The organism is Enterobacter sp. 3U4, from assembly GCF_057224565.1.
In genome coordinates, this window is sequence record NZ_CP136665.1 from 3879697 (window position 1) to 3896661 (window position 16965).

Here is a 16965-nt window from a genome sequence, read left to right on the forward strand (position 1 = left end):
TTTGCCAATGCAACGCTGCGGTTTATATAATATTATATACAAAATCATATAGATGGGTGTGCATGATGAATAAATTACAGCTAAAACCACGCGAGTTAAAAATTATATCCGTCATCGCAGCCACCCACAGCATTGGCGATGCCGCCGCCCTGCTGGGCATGGCGCAGGCAAACGTCAGTAAATATCTGTCTGATTTTGAAACGCGGGTTGGGCTTAAGGTTTTTGAGCGCACCACGCGCCAGCTGGCCCTGACCCAGTTTGGGGAAGCGTTACTCCCGTACGTTGATGCCACGCTGGATAAGAATAGCCAACTCGTTAATTTCATTGCTGATTATAAGCATGAAAAACGCGGAAAGGTCACGATCTATGCCCCTACAGGTATCGTAACCTATCTCGCGCGACACGTGATCCATAAGATAGAAGATATCGGTGACATCCGCATCTCCCTGAAAACCTATAACCTGGACCGGAATGAATTTGCAGAAGGTGTTTCTTTTCCGGATGACTGCGACATTTTAATTACTTATGCACCACCGAAAGACGAAAGCCTGGTCGCCAGCGTGTTAACAAAATATTCCGTTACGGCATTCGCTACCGTAGAGTATTTAAATAAACACCCCTTAACGGGGCCTGAAGATTTAATTAATCACTCCTGTATTCTCATTGATTCCATGCTGATCGATGATGCAAACATCTGGCGTTTCCGCATGCACGGCAGCAATGACGTGCATGACTACCGGGTGACCGGTAATTATATTTGCGACAATACGCAGACGGCTCTGGAGCTGGCAAGAAATAATCTTGGGATTGTTTTTGCACCAAAAGAGAGCCTGAAGAAAGAATTAACGAAAGGCATGCTGGTCCCCTGCTTCCCACATCAGGAAGAATGGTGGCTCGATCTGACGGCCATCTTCCGCAAACGCGAATACCAGCCCTGGCGCGTGCAATACGTTCTGGATGGCGTCCTTAACTGCCTGCGTCAGCAAATTGCTCAGGCCGCCCACGGGCGGCCTGAGCTGGGCGATTAGAACAGCCCCAGCGGTTTATCGGAGTAGCTGACCAGCAAGCATTTCGTCTGCTGGTAATGCTCCAGCATCATCTTGTGGGTTTCACGCCCGATGCCCGACTGTTTATAACCGCCGAATGCCGCGTGCGCCGGATAGGCGTGGTAGCAGTTGGTCCAGACGCGCCCGGCCTGAATGCCGCGGCCCATTTTATAGGCCAGATTACCGTTGCGGCTCCAGACGCCTGCCCCCAGACCATACGGCGTGTCGTTGGCAATCTCCAGCGCTTCCTCCATCGTTTTAAAGGTGGTCACGGCCAGCACCGGTCCGAAAATCTCCTCCTGGAAAACGCGCATGTTGTTCTGGCCGAACAGGATCGTCGGCTCAAGGTAATAGCCGTCCTGCAGATCCCCCCCAAGCACCTTACGACGCCCGCCGGTGAGAATATCCGCCCCCTCTTTCTTGCCGATGTCGATGTAGTTGAGGATGGTTTCCAGCTGTCCGTGCGAGACCTGCGCCCCCATCTGCGTGACGTTATCGAGCGGGTTACCGCTGCGGATAGACTCGACGCGGCGAATAGCGCGCTCCATAAAGCGCTCATAGATGGACTCCTGCACCAGCGCGCGGCTTGGGCAGGTGCAGACTTCGCCCTGGTTAAACGCAAACAGCGCAAACCCTTCCAGAGCTTTATCGAAGAAGGCATCCTCTTCCTCCATCACGTCCGCGAAGAAGATGTTCGGGGACTTCCCGCCCAGCTCCAGGGTCACCGGGATAATATTCTGCGTGGCGTACTGCATAATCTGCTGGCCCACCTCCGTCGACCCGGTAAACGCCACTTTGGCGATCCGTTTCGAGGTCGCCAGATATTCGCCTATCTCCCCGCCCGCGCCGTTGACTACGTTAATCACGCCCGGCGGCAGAAGATCGCCAACGATTTCCATCAGCAGCAGGACAGAGAGCGGGGTCAGACGCGCCGGTTTCAGCACAATGCAGTTCCCGGCCGCCAGCGCGGGCGCCATTTTCCAGCTCGCCATCAGCAGCGGGAAGTTCCACGGAATGATTTGCCCGACGACGCCCAGCGGTTCGTGGAAGTGATACGCCACGGTGTCGCTGTCGACTTCGCTGATCCCGCCCTCCTGAGCGCGAATACAGGAGGCAAAATAGCGAAAGTGGTCAATAGCCAGCGGCACGTCAGCCGCCATCGTTTCCCGGATCGGCTTGCCGTTATCCCAGGTTTCCGCCGTCGCCAGCAGCTCCAGATTTTGCTCCATTCGGTCGGCGATTTTGAACAGGATCGCCGCGCGGTCCTGCACGGAGGTGTGAGCCCATTTCTCTTTCGCTTTGTGCGCCGCATCCAGCGCCAGATCGATATCGCGCTTGCCGGAGCTGGCAATCTCGCACAGCGGCTGGCCGGTAACGGGGGTCAGGTTGGAATAGTATTCGCCGTCGACGGGAGCGACCCAGTCGCCGCCGATAAAGTTGTCATAACGGGGCTTCAGCTTGAGGGGAAAACCATACTCGCCGGGCTGGATTCGCGATGAGGGAGGATTGTTTGTCATGTCCGTCTCCTTGCTGTTGGTGTACAACAAGGTTAGCCCCGGCTGGCGATTTTCTCGCCAACCGGTAACGGCTTTACGACGGGGGTCACGGAGTTTCAGGAAATAATAACGAATCTCGCAATAAATGATCGTTACCGCGACGGCGGGTAAAGCCGATGCGGTTGAAATACTCCAGGATCTGGATCGCCAGCTTGCGGCCCACGTTCAGCCGGTCGCGGAAATCCGCTGCACAGGTAGAACCGCGAGCCTGATCCAGCTCGCGGATCAGGTTGGCAAACGCCACAATGCGATCGTTACGGTAATAACGATCTTTCACGATCGCGACAATCAGCCCCTGCTGCGCTGCATGGCGCAATACCTGGCGCATCACCTGCTCGTCGGTGTTGGTTTCCCTGGCCAGATCGCGAACCCACCACGGCTCATCGCCAAACAGCGGGGCCGCTTTTTGCCATATCGCCTCCTGCTCGGCGGTGAACCCGGCCTTGTGATCCGGCAGGTGCAGCCAGCCGTGGTGGCTTTTAATCACCCCGCTTTCGCGCATATTTTCGATCAGCAGCAGCACCAGCGCATCGTCTTCCATCGGCAGCGCCATGCGTCGCAGACGCTCGCGGCCCGGGCCAGGCTCGTCCTGATGCTGTTCATGGTACGTCGCAAGCGTGTTCAGTATCTTACGCTGCCAGTGCGCAGCAACCGGGGCATTGAGCAGGCTGTTGCCGGCCTGAATAAAGCCCGGCTCTTGTGTCAGCTGCCGTAAGCCTTCCCCGCTCAGCTGGCGTGCCCATGCAAAATCACGCAGACTCACCGCTCCGCGATCGAGGTGCACCCGCAGCGCGGCGTTATCCTCTCTGGCCTCTGCCAGCGCGGCAAGCCACTGCAAATATTCCGGCTTACGCTTGCCGCGTCGGGGTGGGTTAAGCGCCACCACGCGCGCCCCCGCCAGCGTTTCCCTTGCAGAAATGTCACGCAGTACCAGACGATCGTTGTCTGCCAGCCAGAGCGGCGAATCGAATACCAGCTCGGCGAGATCGTTTTCCAGCAGCGACACGCGCCCGGTGATATGGCTGGCCGCGTGGTGAATATGCAGCGGCTGCCACTGGGTCAGCGGCATGTGTGTCTGCAGGGAGACAATCACCCGTTCAGACGGTTCCGGCGGGGCATCGGACAGCAGCCAGTCGCCGCGATTAAGCTGCTCTTTTTCCGCATCCCCGGCAATGTTCAGCGCGATCCGCTGCCCGGCGTGGGCACGGTCAGCGGGCTGGTTTTGAGCGTGCAGCCCGCGCACGCGCATCGGTTTGTTCACGCCCGTCAGCCAGAGCGTATCTCCCACGCTGACTTCACCACTCAGCGCGGTGCCGGTCACGACCAGCCCCGCGCCTTTGACGGTAAACGCCCGGTCGATCGCCAGACGGAAACGATGATGGCTGGCGTGGTCGCGTGATGAAAGGTGCTGCAAATGGTGGCGAAGTTCGTTGATACCACGCCCTTCTGTCGCCACGGTGACAAAAAGCGATGCATCGGCAAAACCATACTCCCGCAGGGTCGCCTGGACCGTTTCGCGCACCTCGCTGACGCGCGCATCATCCACGCGATCGGCTTTAGTCAGCGCCACGGTCAGCTGCGGGTTGCCGGTTAGCTGCAGGATCGCCAGGTGCTCGCGGGTTTGCGCCATCACGCCGTCATCGCAGGCCACCACCAGCAGGGCATGATCGATGCCGCCCACGCCCGCCAGCATGTTGGACAGAAACTTTTCATGCCCCGGCACATCAATAAAGCCCAGCACGCGACCATCAGGCTGGGGCCAGTAGGCATAGCCCAGATCGATGGTCATGCCGCGCTTTTTCTCTTCCGGCAGGCGATCGGCATTTACGCCGGTAATGGCCTGCAGTAACGTGGTTTTTCCGTGGTCGACGTGACCGGCGGTGGCAATAATCATTTCAACAACATCTCCAGAAATCGCTCTTCATCTTCAAGGCAGCGCAGATCCAGCCACATTCGGCCGTCGTAAATCCGCCCGATAACCGGCGTCGAGAGACCTCGCCAGTGCGAAGACAGCGCCTCAAGCTGGCTGCCGCGCCCGTCACGCGGCGTGAACGTCAGCGCCTCACTCGGCAGCCTGTCTACCGGCAGCGACCCGCTGCCAATCTGCGACTGGCAGGGCTCAATGCGAACGTCAAAATCGGGGTAGTGCGCGGCGACGCGCGGCAGCAGCAGTTCGGCCTGGGCGCGAATCGAGGCGGCATCGCGGGTTAACAGGCGCAGCGTGGGCAGGCGGTCGGCCAGTTTTTCCGGGTGGAGATAGAGCCGCAGCGTCGCCTCCAGCGCGGCAAGCGTCATTTTATCGGCGCGCAGGGCGCGCTTAAGCGGATGCTGCTGCAGCTGCGCAATCAGCTCGCGCTTGCCGACGATAATCCCGGCCTGCGGCCCGCCCAGCAGTTTGTCGCCGGAAAAACTAACCAGGCTAACGCCCGCCGCAATCATCTCCTGCGGCATCGGCTCTTTCGGCAGCCCGTACAGGCTCAGGTCCACCAGCGAGCCGCTGCCGAGATCGGCAATCACCGGTATATTCAGTTCGCGCCCAATCGCCGCCAGCTCCGCCTCTTCAACCGTTTTGGTGAAGCCTTCAATATGGTAATTGCTGGTGTGAACCTTCATCAACAGCGCGGTATTCTCATTCACCGCCGCGCGATAATCTTTCGCATGGGTACGGTTTGTCGTGCCCACTTCATGTAGCGTGCAGCCTGCCTGGCGCATCACGTCCGGAATACGAAACGCTCCGCCAATCTCCACCAGCTCGCCGCGGGACACCACCACCTCTTTGCCGCTGGCGGTGGCCGCCAGCATCAGCAGCACCGCGGCGGCGTTGTTATTCACAATGCAGGCATCTTCCGCGCCGGTCAGCTGGCACAGCAGCTCCGCCAGCGCGCGGTCGCGATGCCCGCGTCCGGCACCGTCCAGATCGTACTCCAGCGTCACTGGCGTTCGCATGGCCTGCACGACCGCGGCAACGGCCTCTTCAGCCTGCTGCGCGCGCCCAAGGTTGGTATGCAGCACGGTCCCCGACAGGTTTATCACCGGGCGTAACGCGCTTTGCGCCTTCTCATCCAGCCGGCGTTTAACTTCCTGCTCCCAGTCAGTACACCAGTCGGGCAAGGCGTTTTCTGCCTGAATCGCGTATCGGGCTTCGTCCTGAAGCAGGCGTAACATTTCCACCGTCGCGGTATGACCGAAACGCTCAACAACAGCATGAATGCGGGGTTCGCGAAGAAGACGGTCGGTAGCGGGGATCTGGCTGTACAGCGAATGATGAGTAGTCATGAAAGCGCCTGGCGAGTAAATATCTTCCCCCCTCCCGACGGGAGAGGGAGTTAACATGTGGGGGGATTGTACCGCCTCCGACGGCGAAGTGTTATAACCCGCGTCAAGCCTTTGGCGGTTCGGTACGGGCAAAGCTCTCGCGGCTAAACAGCGTGTCTGCAAGCTTCACCAGCAGCGGTCGGTCGACGCACCAGCCCGGGGAGACCCGGCGGAAGTTGAGATAACCAATTGCGCAGGCGATGGCGATGGTCCCCAGGTTCAGGCTGTCGGTGTCGATCTTTCCCTCCTGGATAAGCTGCTCGCACCTGTCCAGGCTGCGGCTGATTTTTTCCCGCTGGCGTAACAGTTCCGTTTCCGACTGCTGGGCAGCGGGCCTTGCCTGTTCCCGTACGGAGGTTAACGCCGCATCCATAATGCCATCGGCCAGGGCTTCAACCTGCTTCACCGCCAGCGCCGCTTTTGGGTCAGCGGGCAGCATTGCCGGGGCAACGCCCAGCAGCTCGATATACTCCGCAATAATCGGGGAATCGAACCAGTATTCGCCCTCGTCCGTCACCAGCGCCGGGACCTTCCCCAGCGGATTGTACTGCGCAACGCCGTTTTCCGCGTTGTAGGGCTGTTCATTGATGAATTCAAATTCAATCCCTTTCTCCAACAGGAGAATCGAGATTTTTCGCACGAAGGGACTGGTGTAGCTACCGATGAGTTTCATTGCCTGATCCTTGATGCCGGAAAAAAGTCAGTATGGATCAAGCGATGAAAAAAGGGCAGATACGCGTGTCGCATTCCTGCCCTGGAAGGATTAGTGATCGAGGTAGAGGTAGTGCATCCAGCTGGTCATACGCAGCAGCACCTTACGCATCACCGAGACGTGAGCGAAGTGGTCCGAATAGACCGCCACCTGGGCATAGATACCGTCCGGCAGGGCATCGACTTCGGCGTTGGGTTCCAGCTCAATAAGTGCCTGAACGCCGTCCGTTCCCGGCACCACCGTCAGCGACTGCAGCGCGCCCTGCGCCTGATAGGTTCCCCCCGGCACCACCGGCAGAATACTGGTGAGCTTCCCGGAGAACACCTGGCCGGGCAGCGCGTTAAACACCACTTCCGCCTCATCGCCCGGCTTCAGACGCAGCAGCGAGTTCTGGCGGAACTGGGCCACAATCTGACGCTTCTGTTCTGGAATGAAGACCATCACCGGACGCAAAGGCAGCGCGGCGGCATAGGTTCCCGGACGAATCAGCACCTGGGTGATATAACCATTGCTCGGCGCGCGCACCACGGTCTGGTCCAGGTTGTATTTGGCTTCGGCAAGCTGGGCGCGTAACGAAGCAATCTGCGACTGTTCGCCGTTCACCATGCTGTCTAACTGGCTTTGGATCTGCACCTGTTCAGCCACGGAGCCTTTCACCAGCGCATCCTGCGCCAGATAGTTCTGCCGCGCGTTGTCGATATCGCTTTCAGAGAACGGATTCACCTTCGCCTGGCTGCCTTTCAGGTAGCGCTGATAATCTTTGTACAGGCGATCGCGCTCAGCGGAGACGCGCGTGGTATTGGCAACGGCTTCCGCCAGCTGCGCCTTCAGATTATCGATATTGTGCGTCGCGGTCACCAGGTCGGCCTGAAGTCTGTCGACGCGCGCCTGGTAGCGGCCTGGATCCAGTTTAAATAACACTTCGCCTTTTTTAATAAGCTGGTTATTTTTATCAGTCACTTCGCTGACCACACCGGTCACCTGCGGCGTGATTGGAATAGAAATAACCGCCTTTTGCGCCGTAAAGGTATACGGGTGGTTATAGTTCATTAGCAGAATAAGTCCGGCAACAATAAATACGCCGCCTAATGTTGCGGTGGCAAGCGTCCACTGGTTGACCGGAATTCGGAATATTTTAAAGATGGCCCAGGCAAATGCCACGTAGGTCAAAATAATCAACAGATCCATGATTAGCGCTCCAGCGTGTTCTTATCAGCAGCAGGCTTTACCGCGGCCAGCTTTTGTTCGAGTTCCGCCACGCGTTTGGCGAGCGCATCCATGCCCGGGACTTCATCAGGCTTTGTGATGTGGTTTTGCATGCCCCAGCCGCGATCTTCGCGGTACAGCGTGGCCCAAATCCACAGGAATGGCCAGATGGCATGGAGCGTAAACAGGCTAATCCAGCCAGCCGTATGAATGGCATCGGCATGCGGATGGTTACGCTTTTTAGCCATATTATAAGGAATATCATGGATGGCGATGATTCCGTAAAAGAGAACCAGAAATACAAAAATCAATACGCCCAGCGCAAAATAGTTGAGAAACATATTCTCCTCACTTAAACAACGTCAACTCATTAAATTAATAAAACGGTACGCAACCTAATTAATTTTTTATAAACACGGGGTTGTGCTTACTATTTCCGAGCCGGGGAGTATCGGTTTTTATAATATCTCCATGCAAGTTTATAAGCGTGTCAAAATATATCCTGAATAATAATAGACTTAAACTTACAATATGAGCGTAATCTACCTTTTAGCTTTTCGCCATACCATACATTAAAAGTGGTTTTTTAGCTTATCGTGTCGTGCAATATCATCCTGGCGCTGAATCGCGAAGCAGAGTTTGCCGTCGATCACAGCCGGAGAAATCCGCATAAAAATATTTTGTGAAATCAGTCACAATCCAGAAACAAACACGCCAGGACAAAACGTGACAACAGTCACACAAAAGGGTGAATTTTGCTTTTTTTGTCGCCATTGTATTTTTTTTGTCCGCAAATTTTGTGATATAGATCACCCCATTGATATCCATACCCCCTATCTTTACGTGATGTACATCACACAAATTTTCCCCTTCTGGACAGTTGAACGATTCAGTGCCAGATTTCACAGCATCAGAACAGGGTCCGGCTACCTCTGCCGCCTCATTAACAATAAACCTCGGGCCTCAAGCCTAAGCGTAAACAGAAGAAGGGGTGTTTTATGTCATCCGATTTCAAGATCAAAGTTCAAAGCTTTGGTCGTTTCCTCAGCAACATGGTGATGCCAAATATCGGCGCGTTTATCGCGTGGGGTATCATCACCGCATTGTTCATTCCGACAGGGTGGTTGCCTAACGAAACGCTGGCAAAACTTGTTGGCCCAATGATTACCTATCTCCTGCCGCTGCTCATCGGTTTCACCGGTGGTCGTCTGGTAGGCGGTGACCGTGGTGGCGTAGTGGGTGCTATCACGACCATGGGCGTTATCGTCGGTGCAGATATGCCGATGTTCCTCGGTGCGATGATTGCCGGTCCTCTGGGCGGCTGGGCGATTAAGAAATTCGACGTCTGGGTTGATGGTAAGATCAAATCCGGCTTCGAAATGCTGGTGAACAACTTCTCTGCGGGCATCATCGGGATGATCCTCGCCATTCTGGCGTTCCTCGGCATTGGCCCTGCGGTTGAAGTACTGTCTAAAATTCTGGCGGCAGGCGTTAACTTCATGGTGGCGCACGAGATGCTGCCGCTGGCGTCTATCTTCGTTGAACCGGCGAAAATCCTGTTCCTTAACAACGCCATCAACCACGGCATCTTCTCGCCGCTGGGTATTCAGCAGTCTCACGACCTCGGCAAGTCTATCTTCTTCCTGATTGAGGCCAACCCGGGCCCAGGTATGGGCGTTCTGCTGGCGTACATCTTCTTTGGCCGCGGCAGCGCAAAACAGTCTGCTGGCGGTGCGGCGATCATCCACTTCCTGGGCGGTATCCACGAAATTTACTTCCCTTACGTGCTGATGAACCCACGTCTGATCCTGGCCGTTATCCTCGGCGGTATGACCGGTGTGTTCACCCTGAGCGTGCTGGGCGGCGGTCTGGTTTCTCCGGCCTCTCCGGGTTCTATCCTGGCGGTACTGGCGATGACGCCAAAAGGCGCTTACTTCGCGAATATCGCGGCTATCTTTGCGGCAATGGCAGTCTCCTTCGTGGTCTCTTCTATCCTGCTGAAAACCAGCAAAGTGAAAGAAGATGATGACATCGAAGCCGCAACCCGTCGTATGCACGACATGAAAGCCGAATCCAAAGGCGCGACGCCACTGACAGCAGGTGATGTCTCTAACGACCTGAGCCACGTGCGTAAAATCATCGTTGCCTGCGATGCCGGCATGGGTTCCAGCGCAATGGGTGCAGGCGTGCTGCGTAAGAAAGTGCAGGATGCGGGCCTGACCAACATCTCCGTGACAAACAGCGCCATTAACAGCCTGCCGCCGGATGTTGACCTGGTTATCACGCACCGCGATCTGACCGAACGCGCCATGCGTCAGGTACCGCAGGCACAGCACATTTCGCTGACCAACTTCCTCGACAGCGGCCTGTACACCAGCCTGACCGAACGTCTGGTGGCCGCGCAGCGTCATGAAGACAACGAAGTGAAAGTGCGCTCCAGCCTGCAGGACAGCTTTGACGAGAGCAACGCCCACCTGTTTAAGCTGGGTGCGGAAAACATCTTCCTCGGTCGTACAGCGGCAACCAAAGAAGAAGCGATTCGCTTTGCCGGTGAGCAGCTTGTAAAAGGCGGCTACGTTCAGCCTGAATATGTTGACGCGATGCTGGAACGCGAAAAACTGACGCCAACCTATCTGGGCGAATCCATCGCGGTGCCGCACGGTACGGTTGAAGCGAAAGATCGCGTCCTGAAAACCGGCGTCGTATTCTGTCAGTATCCGCAGGGCGTGCGCTTCGGTGAAGAAGAAGACGATATCGCCCGTCTGGTGATTGGTATCGCCGCTCGCAACAACGAGCACATTCAGGTGATTACCAGCCTGACCAACGCGCTGGATGATGAATCCGTTATTGAGCGTCTGGCCAATACCACCAGCGTGGAAGAAGTGCTGGCTCTGCTGAACAAATAAGTTCTCTTCCCTCTCCCCTCCGGGGAGAGGGCTAGGGTGAGGGGAAACGTTCCTCACCCCAGCCCTCTCGGGTAAAAACATTGATGAAGGTTAACACTATGAAAGCATTACATTTTGGCGCAGGTAATATCGGTCGTGGTTTTATCGGTAAACTGCTGGCAGACGCGGGCATTACGCTGACATTCGCCGATGTGAATCAGGTTGTCCTGGATGCCCTGAATGCGCGTCATAGCTATCAGGTACACGTGGTCGGTGAAAACGAGCAGGTTGAGACGGTATCCGGCGTCAACGCGGTCAGCAGCATCGGCGAAGACGTTATTGACCTTATCGCCAGCGTCGATCTGGTTACCACAGCGGTAGGCCCGGTTGTCCTTGAGCGAATCGCCCCTGCGGTCGCTAAAGGCCTGGCAAAACGTAAAGCGCAGGGCATCGACACCCCGCTGAACATCATCGCCTGTGAAAACATGGTGCGCGGCACCACGCAGCTGAAAGGCCACGTGCTCAACGCTGTAGCAGACGAAGATAAAGCCTGGGTCGAAGCGCACGTCGGATTTGTGGACTCCGCCGTGGACCGCATCGTTCCGCCGTCTGAATCCGCCACCAACGACCCGCTGGAAGTGACCGTAGAAACCTTCAGCGAGTGGATCGTCGATAAAACCCAGTTTAAAGGCGCCCTGCCGACCATTCCGGGAATGGAATTAACCGATAACCTGATGGCGTTTGTCGAACGCAAACTCTTCACGCTGAACACCGGGCATGCTATAACCGCGTACCTCGGAAAATTGGCTGGTCATCAGACCATTCGTGACGCGATCCTCGATGAGAAGATCCGCGCGGTGGTAAAAGGGGCAATGGAAGAGAGCGGCGCGGTGCTGATCAAACGCTACGGTTTTGATGCTGATAAACATGCAGCATACATCCAGAAAATCCTCGGTCGCTTTGAAAACCCGTATCTGAAAGATGACGTTGAGCGCGTGGGCCGTCAGCCTTTGCGCAAACTGAGCGCGGGCGACCGCCTGATTAAACCGCTGCTGGGCACGCTGGAATACGGCCTGCCGCACGCCAACCTGGTGAAAGGGATTGCCGCTGCGATGCACTACCGCAGCGAGCAGGACCCGCAGGCGATTGAGCTGGCTCAGCTGATTGATGATAAAGGCGCACAGGCTGCGCTGGCGCAGATTTCCGGTCTGGACGCCAACAGCGACGTGGTTGTGGAGGCGGTTAACGCATACAACGCAACCAAATGATGCACAGTGAGGCGCAGGTTAACCTGCGCCCAGATAATAGATTGTCAGATATGCAGGCAATAATGGAACAAACCCAGGCCTTTGAAAATCGTGTGCTTGAGCGTCTGAATGCTGGCAAAACCGTACGAAGTTTCCTGATTGCCGCCGTCGAGCTGTTAACCGAGGCGGTGAATATCCTGGTGCTTCAGGTGTTTCGCAAAGACGACTACGCGGTAAAATATGCTGTAGAACCGTTACTGGACGGAGACGGACCGCTGGGCGATTTATCCGTGCGTCTGAAGCTGATTTATGGTCTTGGCGTGCTGAACCGACAAGAGTATGAAGATGCAGAGCTGCTAATGGCGCTGCGCGAGGAACTCAATCATGACGGTAATGAATACACCTTTACCGACGATGAGATCCTGGGGCCGTTCGGCGAGCTGCACTGCGTCACCGCGCTCCCTCCGGCACCGCAGTTTGATAACAGCGACCCAGAGCTCTACGCGATGCAAAAGCTGCGTTATCAACAGGTTGTCCGTTCTACGATGGTTCTCTCCCTGACTGAGCTGATTTCCCGAATCAGCTTAAAAAAAGCGTTTCAGAAGTAAGCCTGCTCACATTGGTGTATCCTTCCCTGTAAATTCCCCGTTTTCAGAGTTATTTGTCATGAAAGAAGTCGAAAAGAACGAAATTAAACGCCTGAGCGACCGCCTGGATCTCATCCGCCACCAGATGGCGGGCCTGTCACTGGTCGATTCCGCCGAGAAGTACGCCGAGCTGGAAAAAGAAGCCGCCACGCTGGAAACAGAAATCGAGCGCCTGCGCGAAGTCAAAGGCCAGAAGCTGAGTAAAGAAGCGCAGAAGCTGATGAACATGCCGCACCGCCGTGCGATCACCAAAAAAGAGCAGGCCGATATGGGCAAGCTGAAGAAAAGCGTCCGTGGTCTGGTGGTGGTTCACCCGATGACCGAGCTTGGCCGCGAAATGGGCCTGAAAGAGATGACGGGTTTTTGTAAGACGGCGTTCTGATTTCATGCCGGGTGGCGCTGCGCTTACCCGGCCTACTCTTTTCCCCTTCGTGTGAATTGGTCCAACCAATAGCACAACCAATCCTCCCCCGGTTCACAATTCCATTATTTCCGCTCACAAAACCATTGCTAGCTCATAACATCTGGTTAACCATTCATTGTCATTAACCCTACAACACAACATTGGCAGGACCACTTTTACACAGACTGTGACGCAGAGATGAGCGGAGACTCACCCGCAGCGCAGGCTGTCTGGTCCCCAGGAGACCTGCATGAGCCTCTGGCAACAAAACTACGACCCGGCCGGAAATATCTGGCTGTCGAGCCTGATCGCATCGCTTCCGATCCTGTTCTTCTTCTTTGCGCTGATTAAGCTCAAGCTGAAGGGCTACCTCGCCGCGACGTATACCGTTGCTATCGCCCTGATGGTGGCGCTGTTCTTCTACAAAATGCCGGTCGATCGCGCGCTGGCCTCCGTTGTCTACGGTTTCTTCTACGGCCTGTGGCCGATTGCGTGGATCATCATCGCCGCGGTCTTTGTCTATAAAATCTCGGTGAAAACCGGGCAGTTCGACATTATCCGTTCGTCGATTCTCTCCATTACGCCGGACCAGCGCCTGCAGATGCTGATTGTCGGCTTCTCCTTCGGGGCGTTTCTGGAAGGTGCGGCAGGTTTTGGCGCACCGGTGGCGATCACCGCCGCGCTGCTGGTGGGTCTGGGCTTTAACCCGCTCTATGCCGCGGGCCTGTGCCTGATTGTGAACACCGCGCCAGTGGCGTTTGGCGCGATGGGTATTCCGATTCTGGTGGCCGGGCAGGTTACCGGGCTGGACAGCTTTGAGATTGGCCAGATGGTCGGTCGCCAGCTGCCGTTCCTGACCATTATCGTCCTGTTCTGGATCATGGCGATTATGGACGGCTGGCGCGGCGTGAAGGAGACCTGGCCTGCGGTGATGGTGGCGGGCGGTTCGTTCGCGATTGCCCAGTATCTCAGCTCGAATTTCCTTGGCCCGGAACTGCCGGATATCATCTCTTCGCTGGTTTCTCTGGTCTGCCTGACGCTGTTCCTGAAACGCTGGCAGCCGGTCCGTATTTTCCGCTTCGCCGACATGGGTGCCTCGCAGGTCGATCAAACGCTGGCCCGCACCGGCTACACCGCAGGACAGGTAATCCGCGCCTGGTCGCCGTTCCTGTTCCTGACCGCCACGGTCACGCTGTGGAGCATCCCGCCGTTTAAAGCCCTGTTCGCGCCGGGCGGGGCGCTGTACGACATGGTGATTAATATTTCCGTGCCGTTCCTCGACAAGATGGTCGCCCGTATGCCGCCGGTGGTGCACGCCGCCACGCCGTATGCCGCGGTTTATAAATTCGACTGGTTCTCCGCCACCGGGACCGCCATCCTGTTTGCCGCACTCCTTTCCGTGGTGTGGCTGCGCATGAAGCCTGCGGCCGCGGTGCAGACCTTTGCCGCGACCGTTAAAGAGCTGATGCTGCCGATTTACTCCATCGGCATGGTGCTGGCGTTCGCGTTTATCTCGAACTACTCCGGCCTGTCATCAACGCTGGCACTGGCGCTGGCCCATACCAGCCACGCCTTCACCTTCTTCTCGCCGTTCCTCGGCTGGCTGGGGGTGTTCCTGACCGGTTCCGATACCTCGTCTAACGCCCTGTTTGCCGCCCTGCAGGCAACGGCGGCCCAGCAGATTGGCGTGTCGGATGTCCTGCTGGTGGCCGCAAATACTACCGGCGGCGTGACCGGGAAAATGATCTCCCCACAATCCATCGCCATTGCCTGTGCGGCGGTGGGACTGGTCGGTAAAGAGTCGGACCTGTTCCGCTTTACCGTGAAACACAGCCTGATATTCACCTGCATGGTAGGGGTGATCACCACCCTGCAGGCCTATGTCTTAACCTGGATGATCCCATGATAGTGATGCCCAGACGCCTGTCCGACGAGATAGCCTCTCGCGTGCGGGCGCTGATAGAAGAACAACAGCTGGAAGCGGGCATGAAGTTGCCCGCCGAACGCCAGCTCGCCGCCCAGCTTGGCGTGTCGCGCAATTCACTGCGCGAGGCGCTGGCGACGCTGGTCAGCGAAGGAGTGCTGGTGAGCCGTCGCGGCGGCGGCACCTTTGTACGCTGGCAGCATGACGACTGGTCCGAGCAAAACATCGTTCAGCCGCTGAAGACGCTGATGGAGAACGACCCGGACTACAGCTTCGACATCCTTGAAGCGCGTCACGCCATCGAAACCAGTACCGCCTGGCACGCGGCCATGCGGGCAACCGACGCCGACAAAGAGAAACTTATCGCCTGTTTTGAGGCCACGCAAAGCAGCGACCCGGACATCGCCTCCCAGGCGGACGTGCGTTTTCACCTGGCGATTGCCGAGGCGTCGCACAACGTGGTGCTGCTCCAGACCATGCGCGGGTTCTTCGACCTGCTGCAATCCTCCGTGAAGCAGAGCCGCCAGCGCATGTATCTGGTTCCGCCGGTGTTTGCCCAGCTGACCGAACAACACGAGGCGGTGCTCAACGCCATTCTTGCCGGTGATGCCGAGGCCGCGCGCAAAGCGATGATGGCGCATCTCGGTTTCGTGCATACCACCATCAAACGATTCGATGAAGACCAGGCCCGACAGGCGCGTATTACCCGTCTGCCTGGCGACAGTGATATTTCCAGGGAGAACAAAGCATGATTATTTCAGCAGCAAGTGACTATCGCGCCGCGGCGCAGCGCATTTTGCCCCCGTTCCTGTTCCACTACATCGACGGCGGGGCGTATGCCGAATACACCCTGCGCCGTAACGTGGAGGATCTGTCGGAGGTGGCTCTGCGCCAGCGCGTGCTGAAGAATATGTCTGACCTGAGCCTTGAGACGAAACTGTTTAACGAAACGCTTTCCATGCCGGTGGCGCTCGCGCCTGTGGGCCTGTGCGGTATGTATGCCCGCCGTGGCGAAGTGCAGGCGGCCGCGGCGGCGGATGCCAAAGGCATTCCGTTTACCCTCTCTACCGTCTCGGTTTGTCCGATTGAAGAGGTCGCCCCGACTATCAAGCGGCCAATGTGGTTCCAGCTGTACGTCCTTCGCGATCGCGGCTTTATGCGTAACGCGCTAGAGCGCGCCAAAGCGGCAGGCTGCTCCACGCTGGTCTTTACCGTGGATATGCCGACGCCAGGCGCGCGCTATCGTGATGCTCACTCCGGCATGAGCGGCCCGAATGCTGCGCTACGCCGCTACTGGCAGGCGGTAACGCATCCACAGTGGGCGTGGGACGTCGGCCTGAACGGTCGTCCACACGATCTGGGTAACATCTCGGCCTACCTCGGTAAACCCACCGGGCTGGAGGATTACATCGGCTGGCTGGCGAACAACTTCGATCCGTCCATCTCCTGGAAAGACCTGGAGTGGATCCGCGAGTTCTGGGATGGCCCGATGGTGATCAAGGGGATCCTCGACCCGGAAGATGCACGCGATGCGGTACGCTTTGGCGCAGACGGGATTGTGGTCTCAAACCACGGCGGACGCCAGCTTGACGGGGTGCTCTCCTCCGCCCGCGCCCTGCCGGCCATTGCCGATGCGGTGAAAGGCGATATTGCGATTCTGGCCGACAGCGGCATCCGCAACGGGCTGGACGTGGTGCGCATGATTGCGCTGGGTGCCGACAGCGTGCTGCTGGGACGCGCATATCTGTACGCCCTGGCGACGGCGGGCCAGGCAGGCGTGGCGAATCTGCTTAACCTGATCGAAAAAGAGATGAAGGTGGCGATGACGCTGACCGGTGCGAAAACCATTAGCGAAATCAGCAAGGATTCCCTGGTGCAGGAGTTAAGCAAATTACCAGCGGCGCTGGCTCCTCTTGCTCAGGGAAACGCGGCCTGACCTTCTCCGGTTAACCCCCCTTTCTCATGCGCCCGATTTCCTCCTCGGGCGCTTTTTTATGCGAAAAATAACATCCAGATAACATATT

At 57.1% G+C, this 16965-nt stretch carries 14 protein-coding genes; 8 read left to right on the forward strand and 6 right to left on the reverse strand.

Annotation, left to right across the window (positions count from 1 at the left end):
• Positions 1 to 62 precede the first annotated feature (62 nt).
• On the forward strand, positions 63 to 1028 hold the full coding sequence (locus tag RVY89_RS18475; protein WP_484826103.1) for a LysR family transcriptional regulator: 966 nt from the start codon (positions 63 to 65) through the stop codon (positions 1026 to 1028).
• On the opposite strand, the gene aldB is transcribed toward RVY89_RS18475, so the two are convergent.
• From aldB to RVY89_RS18505, 6 genes are all read right to left on the reverse strand, one after another.
• Positions 1025 to 2563 (reverse strand): aldehyde dehydrogenase AldB, encoded by a 1539-nt coding sequence (aldB, locus tag RVY89_RS18480; RefSeq protein ID WP_371899123.1) that lies wholly within the window; start codon positions 2561 to 2563, stop codon positions 1025 to 1027. The two genes, RVY89_RS18475 and aldB, sit on opposite strands and share 4 nt — an antisense overlap.
• Before the next feature lie 85 nt (positions 2564 to 2648).
• Positions 2649 to 4496, reverse strand: coding sequence for a selenocysteine-specific translation elongation factor (selB, locus tag RVY89_RS18485; protein WP_484826104.1), 1848 nt, complete (start codon positions 4494 to 4496; stop codon positions 2649 to 2651).
• Complete coding sequence (selA, locus tag RVY89_RS18490) at positions 4493 to 5878, reverse strand: L-seryl-tRNA(Sec) selenium transferase (RefSeq protein WP_484826105.1); 1386 nt, start codon at positions 5876 to 5878, stop codon at positions 4493 to 4495. The genes selB and selA overlap by 4 nt, the downstream gene beginning before the upstream one ends.
• 103 nt (positions 5879 to 5981) lie before the next feature.
• Positions 5982 to 6590, reverse strand: a complete 609-nt coding sequence (locus RVY89_RS18495; RefSeq protein WP_484826106.1) for a glutathione S-transferase — start codon at positions 6588 to 6590, stop codon at positions 5982 to 5984.
• Between the two features lie 90 nt (positions 6591 to 6680).
• Positions 6681 to 7817: an HlyD family secretion protein gene (locus RVY89_RS18500; RefSeq protein WP_025758413.1), complete on the reverse strand. Its 1137-nt coding sequence runs from the start codon at positions 7815 to 7817 to the stop codon at positions 6681 to 6683.
• A gap of 2 nt (positions 7818 to 7819) precedes the next feature.
• Complete coding sequence (locus tag RVY89_RS18505; RefSeq protein WP_024906600.1) at positions 7820 to 8176, reverse strand: DUF3302 domain-containing protein; 357 nt, start codon at positions 8174 to 8176, stop codon at positions 7820 to 7822.
• 657 nt (positions 8177 to 8833) lie between these two features.
• On the opposite strand from RVY89_RS18505, the gene RVY89_RS18510 reads away from it, so the two are divergent.
• The 7 genes from RVY89_RS18510 (at position 8834) to lldD (ending at position 16877) form a co-directional block, all read left to right on the forward strand.
• The gene (locus tag RVY89_RS18510) at positions 8834 to 10741 is read left to right on the forward strand and encodes a PTS mannitol transporter subunit IICBA (RefSeq protein WP_484826107.1); all 1908 of its coding nucleotides are present in this window, start codon (positions 8834 to 8836) and stop codon (positions 10739 to 10741) included.
• Positions 10742 to 10839: 98 nt separating this feature from the next.
• Positions 10840 to 11988 (forward strand): mannitol-1-phosphate 5-dehydrogenase, encoded by a 1149-nt coding sequence (mtlD, locus tag RVY89_RS18515; protein WP_484826108.1) that lies wholly within the window; start codon positions 10840 to 10842, stop codon positions 11986 to 11988.
• Positions 11985 to 12575, forward strand: a complete 591-nt coding sequence (mtlR, locus tag RVY89_RS18520; RefSeq protein WP_371899117.1) for a mannitol operon repressor MtlR — start codon at positions 11985 to 11987, stop codon at positions 12573 to 12575. The genes mtlD and mtlR overlap by 4 nt, the downstream gene beginning before the upstream one ends.
• A 58-nt stretch (positions 12576 to 12633) precedes the next feature.
• The gene (locus tag RVY89_RS18525) at positions 12634 to 12996 is read left to right on the forward strand and encodes a YibL family ribosome-associated protein (RefSeq protein WP_010436679.1); all 363 of its coding nucleotides are present in this window, start codon (positions 12634 to 12636) and stop codon (positions 12994 to 12996) included.
• A gap of 271 nt (positions 12997 to 13267) precedes the next feature.
• Positions 13268 to 14923 carry an L-lactate permease gene (lldP, locus tag RVY89_RS18530; RefSeq protein WP_484826109.1) on the forward strand — a complete coding sequence of 552 codons (1656 nt, stop codon included), beginning with the start codon at positions 13268 to 13270 and terminating at the stop codon, positions 14921 to 14923.
• On the forward strand, positions 14920 to 15693 hold the full coding sequence (gene lldR, locus RVY89_RS18535; protein ID WP_023294814.1) for a transcriptional regulator LldR: 774 nt from the start codon (positions 14920 to 14922) through the stop codon (positions 15691 to 15693). The genes lldP and lldR overlap by 4 nt, the downstream gene beginning before the upstream one ends.
• Positions 15690 to 16877 carry a quinone-dependent L-lactate dehydrogenase gene (gene lldD, locus RVY89_RS18540; RefSeq protein WP_023334042.1) on the forward strand — a complete coding sequence of 396 codons (1188 nt, stop codon included), beginning with the start codon at positions 15690 to 15692 and terminating at the stop codon, positions 16875 to 16877. The genes lldR and lldD overlap by 4 nt, the downstream gene beginning before the upstream one ends.
• The last annotated feature ends 88 nt before the right edge of the window (positions 16878 to 16965 follow it).